The organism is Duganella alba (assembly GCF_009674495.1).
Taxonomy (GTDB): Bacteria; Pseudomonadota; Gammaproteobacteria; order Burkholderiales; family Burkholderiaceae_D; genus Rugamonas; species Rugamonas alba.
On record NZ_WKJN01000073.1, the window covers coordinates 1 to 6,345 of the forward strand.

Sequence of the window (6,345 nt, forward strand, 5' to 3'; positions counted from 1 at the left end):
TTCATGGCCGCGCGTTCTGCCGGCGTCGAGAACAGGCGGCCCAGGGTGACCTGGGCCTGCGCCGGTGGCGCGGCCTGCATCGCGGTCATGGCCGCGGCGAGCAGCAGGGCGGCAGGAGCGCGGCGCATCATGGCCTGCCTTTCGCCGGCTGCATGGCGGCCAGGCGCGGCGCCTTGGGCGCGGTGTTCAGCGTGATCCAGTTCAGCGTGCAGTCGGCGCCCAGCGTCGAGGCGCCGGGTGTGCCGGCCACCACGCCGAGCCGCTTGATCGAACAATCCTGCACCGCGAAGTAGCTGCGCTGGCGCAGCGTCTGGAAGAAATTGAACAGGTCCAGTTCATGCAGCAGTTCCATGTGCAGGCGCATGCGGCTGCCGCGCAGTTCGAAGTCGCCCAGGTCCAGCGGCGATTCCAGCTGCACCGCCTGCTGCGGTTCGATCTCGTAGCTCAACGGCGCCAGCTTGAGCTGCTCCTGCGTCTGGCGGATCGCGTCGAGCCACTCCAGCCGCCGCTCGTCGCCCACCAGCCCGCGCTGGCGCAGGGCCACAAAGCGCTGCTGGAAATTGCGGATGTCGCGCTTTTCATTGTCCACCTGCGCGTACAGCGACGAGGCGGCGTCGCGCGCGCGCTGGCTCACTTCCAGCCTGTCGTTGGCTTCATGCTTCTTCAATTCGCTCAACAGCACGCCGGTCAGCGAAATGGTCAGCGCCGCCAGCAGCGTCAGTACGGCGGTGCGGATCAGCGCGAACTCGGTGATCCAGTACGGCAGCTTGATGACCGGCGCGGCTTTCTTTTTACCGGTGACGGGATTCGTGCTCATGGCTTCCACACCAGGTTCAGGGTGAATCGGGCGTGGCCGGGCGCGGCCACCTGGGTGCCGGCCTTGCCGGCCAGCTTGACCGAGGAGCGCGTGTCCACCGGCGGCTTCTCGACTTCCACCGTCAGGTGCGGATGGCGCGCCAGCGCCTTGGCGAACTGGGTCATGCTGTCGACCGCGTTGCGGTAGTCGTCCTGCTCGGTCATGATTTCCGCTTCCAGCATCAGGATCTGCGGCGCGCGGCCCGGAATCCCGGCCACCAGCGAGGAAATCGGCGCCGCCTGCGTGGCGTCCTGTCCCGGCGCCGGCGCGCTGGAGGACGGCACGCTGACCTTCCAGTCCAGTTGCAGCAGGCGGATTTGCGGCGTGCTTTCCAGCGCCTCGCTGACCACGGCGGACAGGCCCAGCGGCGTGGCCGACTGCGTCGCCAGCATGCGTTCCACGTTCACCGCCGCGCGCATATTGGCGGTGCTGGTCACGCGCGGCGGAATCTCCGCCATGGTGCCGCGGTATTGCTGGTCGAAGTGCGCCGCTTCGGCGGCCAGGCGGATGCTGTCGCGGTTGGACTGGTGTTCCTGCCACAGGTTGACGCCGGTCCAGCCGGCGCAGCAGATCGCCATGACGGCGCTGACCGCGTACAGGTTGACGCGCGCGCGCCACAGCTTGAAGTAGCGCTGCCACGTGCCCAGCGTGTAGTGGCTCTCCGGCGGACGGCGCGCCAGCAAGGCCAGCAGCATCGGCTCCGCCATGCGGCCGGCCAGGTCCGCGACATCGTCGTCGCCGGCTTTGAGGCCGGTGCCGGCCGCCACCGATTCCAGCGTCATCAGGCGGAAGATGGTTTCCGGGCCATCCTCGCACTGGGCGTCGAGCGTGCCGCTGTCGGCGGCCGGCACGATCACCACCGCCTGCAGCGGATTGCCGCGCGCCATCAGGCGCTGGCTGGTGAGGAACTGCTGGGTCTTGGCGGTTTCCGCGCCGATGTTGACCGGATTGCCGTCACGGTCGATGGCCGGCGTCAGGCGCGAGAACTTCAGCATGCCTTTCTGGAAGTAGCTCTGGCGCCAGCCGGCCGATTGCTGCGTCACCAGCAGCAGGTGCGCGTCGTTCAGGCGCAGCTTGCGTACCAGCGCTTCGCACAGCAGCGTGGTGGAATACAGGCCGGCCAGCGGCATCCGCAACTGCTCCAGCGCTTCCACCCACGGCTGCACCGACGATGGATTGGTCAGCGCCGACAGCAGCACGATGTCGTCGCGGCGGCCGCCGGTTTCGCGGCCCTGCACCTCGTGGTGGCGGAACGGCGTTTCGCGGTATTGCTGCGTCAGGCGGCGTTGCAGCAGCTGGCGGGCGGCGCCGCCGCGCACGTGCGGCAGCGTCACGCGCTGGAAGTCTTCCTCGATCAGGTCGGCCAGCAGATAGGCGGGCGAACCCGGATGGTGGCTGTCGATGTAGTCCATGAAGTCATCGACGCCGCCACGGTTGTTGACAAAGCATGCGCCGCCGGTCAGGCGGCCGCCTTGCCATTCGTAGGCGCACAGCTGTTCGCTGGTCAGATAAAATAAATGTTTGGTGAACACGATGGCCTCAGGTCCTGATCTTGCTGATCGTGTCGTAGATCGGTCCCATCACCGACAGCATGATCCAGCCCACCATCACGCCCAGCACCACGGTGATGGCCGGTTCGATCATGGACTGCACCTTCTCGATCATCTCCTTCACCTCGCGGTTGTAGAAGTAGCTGACGTTATGCAGCGCGCCATCCAGTGCGCCGGTCGATTCGCCCACCTTGAGCATGCGGATCACCAGCGGCGGGAAGATGCCGGTGTTCTGGAACGCCGCCGTGATGCCCTGGCCTTCGGAGATCTGCTGCGCGGCGCGGCGCAGGCCGGCCGCCACCACGCGGTTGCCGACGATGCCTTCGGACAGGCGGATGCATTCGAGGATGGTGATGCCCGACGCGTACATCATGGCAAAGAAGGTGGCGAAGCGCGCCAGGATAATCTTGTGCAGCACCGGCCCGATGAGCCAGATGCGCAGCTTGAAGCCGTCCGCCGTATAGCGCGCCTGTTCGCTGTTGGCCAGCCATGCGCGGCCGGCGAAGAAGCCGATGACCGGCAGCGCCACCATCACGTACCAGTAATCGATGAAGATGTTGGAGACGAAGATCAGCGCCTTGGTGTGCAGCGGCAGCGTGTTGCCCATGTTCTTGACGAAGGAGGTCAGCTGCGGCACCAGGTAGATCATCAGGAAGAACATCACGGCGGTGACGAACAGGCCGACGGCGGCCGGGTACATGATGATCTTCTTGGTCTGCGACGCCAGCTCGTCCTGCCACTTCAGCGTTTCCGACAGATTCTTGAAGACCTCCGTCAGCTTGCCGCTTTGCTCGCCGGCGGTAATCAGGCTGGTAAACGTCAGGTCGAACACTTCCGGATACTCGGCCAGCGCCGCCGACAGCTGCTTGCCGCCCTCGATATTCTCGATCAGGCCCGTGATCATTTCGCGGAAGCGCGGATGGTCGATGCTTTCGCGCAGATCGTTCAGGCCTTCGAGGATCGGCACGCCGGCGCCGGTCATCTGCTCCATGTGGAAGCAGAAGTTGATCAGATCCTTGCGCGTGATGACGCGCTTGATGGCGATGACTTTCGCGCGCGAGACGCGGCAGTCGATCAGGTCCAGTCCCATGCGGTGCAGGCGCAGCTCCAGGTCCGGCTCGTTGGCGGCGTCCATATTCCCCGGCGAGATCTGGCCGGTGGCGTCCATCGCGCGGTAGAGATACTGCGGCATCAGCTCAGCCTTTCCGTCAGGTCCACCACGCGGCCGACTTCCTCCAGCGTGGTCACGCCTTCCAGCACGCGGCGCAGGCCGTCGTCGATCAGGCTGTGATAGCCGCCGGCGGCGGCCGCCGTTTTCAGTTCGCGGGTGGAGACGCGGCGCGCCACCAGTTCGTCCAGCGCCGGCGTCATCTTCAGCAGTTCGATGATGGCGATGCGGCCCTTGTAGCCTTGGTGATCGCATTTGTCGCAGCCCACCGCGTGGTACAGCGTCTGCGGGCCGGCGCTGTCCGGAATGGCGAGCAGCTTGCGTTCCACCTCGTCGGCCACATGCGCTTCGCGGCAGCTGGTGCACAGCTTGCGCACCAGGCGCTGGGCGATGATGCCGATGATGTTGCCGGCCATGATATCGGCCAGCACGCCGATGTCGAGCAGGCGCGGTATGGCGCCGATGGCGGAGTTGGTGTGCAGCGTCGAATACACCTGGTGGCCGGTCATGGCGGCGGAGAAGGCCATTTCGGCGGTCTCCTTGTCGCGGATCTCGCCGACCAGAATCACGTCCGGGTCTTGCCGCATCATCGAGCGGATGCCTTCGGCGAAGCCCATCTTGGCCGATTCGTTCACCGACGTCTGGCGGATCATGTTCATCGGGTATTCGACCGGGTCTTCCAGCGTCATGATGTTGACGCTTTCGGTGTTGATGTGGTTCAGGATCGAATACAGCGTGGTGGTCTTGCCGGAGCCGGTCGGTCCGGTCACCAGGATCACGCCGTCGGGGCGGGCGATCATCAGCTTGAGCAGATTGAGTTCGTTCTCGCCGAGGCCCAGGCCGTCCAGCGGCACGATGCCTTTCTGGCGGTCGAGCACGCGCAGCACGAAGTTTTCGCCGTGCGTGGTCGGCTGCGCTGAGGCGCGGAAGTCGATCTGGCGGCCGGAGAACTTGATCGAGATGCGGCCGTCCTGCGGCGCGCGGGTCTCGGCGATGTTCATGGTCGACATGACCTTGAGGCGCACGGCCATCGCCGGCCAGTAGGATTTGTGCAGGCTGCGGATCTGGCGCAGGATGCCGTCGATGCGGTAGCGGATGCGCAGGAACGATTGCTCCGGCTCGAAGTGCAGGTCGGAGGCGCCGTTCTGCACCGCGTCGGCCAGGATGGCGTCGATCAGGCGCACCATCGGCTGGCTGTATTCGTCCGAGGTGGTGCCCAGGCTGGCGTAATTGACTTCGCCGGTTTCGATTTCGTGCAGGATGCCGTCGATCGACAGTTCGAAGCCGTAGTACTGGTCGATGGCGCGCTGGATGTCGGATTCGTTGACCAGCAGCGGCGTGATGGTGATGCCTTTCACCAGCATGGCGCTGATCTGGTCGAGCGCGACGATGTTGCTGGTGTCGGACATGGCCAGGATCAGGTTGTCCGTGGCGCGCTCGTAGACGATCGGGAAGACGCGGTAGCGCTTGGCCACGTCCTTGGGAATCAGCTTGAGGGCGATGGCGTCCACCACCAGGCTGTTGAGGTCCGCGCTTTGCGTGTTGAGGTTTTCCGACAGCGCCTCGCGCACCGTGGCTTCGGTGACGAAGCCCAGTGTGATCAACAGTTTGCCCAACGGCTCGTTGCTGCGTTTTTGCTCGATCAGCGCGATGCGCAACTGGTCTTCGCTGATGACGCCTTTCTGGATCAGCAGTTTGCCGAGTGGGAGTTTGGGTTGTTCTGCCATGTGATTCAGTGCGCGACGATGCCGGTGCTCAGTTCATGCATGCGCTTGCGCAGCGCGTTGCGGTCGAAGCCGACGGCCTTGTCCTGCCCCAGCGCCAGCGCGCGCTGGTAGTAGGTCAGGGCCAGCTTGCCCTGGTTCAGCCGGTCCAGGCCGATGGCCAGGTTGTAGACATAGTCCGGATTGTCCGGCGCGGCGCCGACAGCGCGGAAGTAGGCCTGCTGGGCGTCCGGCCAGCGGCCCTGTTGCGCGTACAGGTTGCCGAGGGCGAACTGGATGGAGGCCGCGTCCGGATTGCTGGCCAGGATGGCTTTCAGGCGCGCCTCGCTCTGGCTGATGTCGCCCTGGCGCAGGCCGATCAGGCCGGCCGTGGCGTCGGCGTCGTTGGGTGACAGTTCCAGCAGGCGCAGGTAGTAGCCGGCGGCCTTGTCCTTCTGGTTCTGGCGCGCGGCGACGTGGGCGGCGCCGAGCAGGGCGTCGCGGTTGTTGGCGTCCTGGGCGAGGGCGGCGTCGTACTGCTGTTGCGCGCCGGCGGTGTCGCCGCTGTTGAAGGCCTGATAGGCGCTGTCCAGCGTGGGCGAGACCGGCGCCGGCTGCACCACGCGGGTGACGCGGATGTCGTCGTTTCTTGGCGCGGCCAGCACCGGCATCTGCTCGGCGCGCGGCGCGGCGGCGGCCTGGATGGCTTGCTGGGCGGCGGCCAGCTCCTGTTCGGTGCGGGTCAGGCGGCGTTCCAGGTCTTGCTGGCTGGCGCTGCTGCCGGTTGCGGGGGCGAGCAGGGGATCGTTGCCGGCGTCGGACGCGGTGTTGTCGCTGCCGGGATTGGCGCTGTTGGCGGCGATGATCTGGCCGGCGCCAAGCGTGGCGCCACTGGCGCCGGTGGCCCCTGCGGGCGGCATCGGCACCGGCGGCAGGCTGGCGCCGGCGCCGGGGCCGGTCAGGGCCATCCAGTAATAGATGCCGAAACCGCCGACCAGCAGCACCAGCACGGCGATCAGGCCGATCAGGCGCAGGCGTTCAGGGTCGAAGCCGGTCGGTTCGGCAGGG

At 66.2% G+C, this 6,345-nt stretch carries 5 protein-coding genes; all 5 read right to left on the reverse strand.

Features of this window, described 5'->3' with window-relative positions; genetic code table 11:
- Positions 1-127: 127 nt before the first annotated feature.
- A complete protein-coding gene (locus GJ695_RS29125; protein WP_154370576.1) occupies positions 128-817 on the reverse strand; it encodes a hypothetical protein in 690 nt (229 codons plus the stop codon).
- Complete coding sequence (locus tag GJ695_RS29130; RefSeq protein ID WP_166455377.1) at positions 814-2,388, reverse strand: hypothetical protein; 1,575 nt, start codon at positions 2,386-2,388, stop codon at positions 814-816. The genes GJ695_RS29125 and GJ695_RS29130 overlap by 4 nt, the downstream gene beginning before the upstream one ends.
- 7 nt (positions 2,389-2,395) lie before the next feature.
- Positions 2,396-3,598, reverse strand: a complete 1,203-nt coding sequence (locus GJ695_RS29135; protein WP_154370577.1) for a type II secretion system F family protein — start codon at positions 3,596-3,598, stop codon at positions 2,396-2,398.
- Complete coding sequence (locus GJ695_RS29140; protein WP_154370578.1) at positions 3,598-5,301, reverse strand: GspE/PulE family protein; 1,704 nt, start codon at positions 5,299-5,301, stop codon at positions 3,598-3,600. The genes GJ695_RS29135 and GJ695_RS29140 overlap by 1 nt, the downstream gene beginning before the upstream one ends.
- A 5-nt stretch (positions 5,302-5,306) precedes the next feature.
- Positions 5,307-6,345, reverse strand: a 1,039-nt coding sequence (locus tag GJ695_RS29145; protein WP_154370579.1) for a tetratricopeptide repeat protein, incomplete at its 5' end; no start/stop codon positions are given.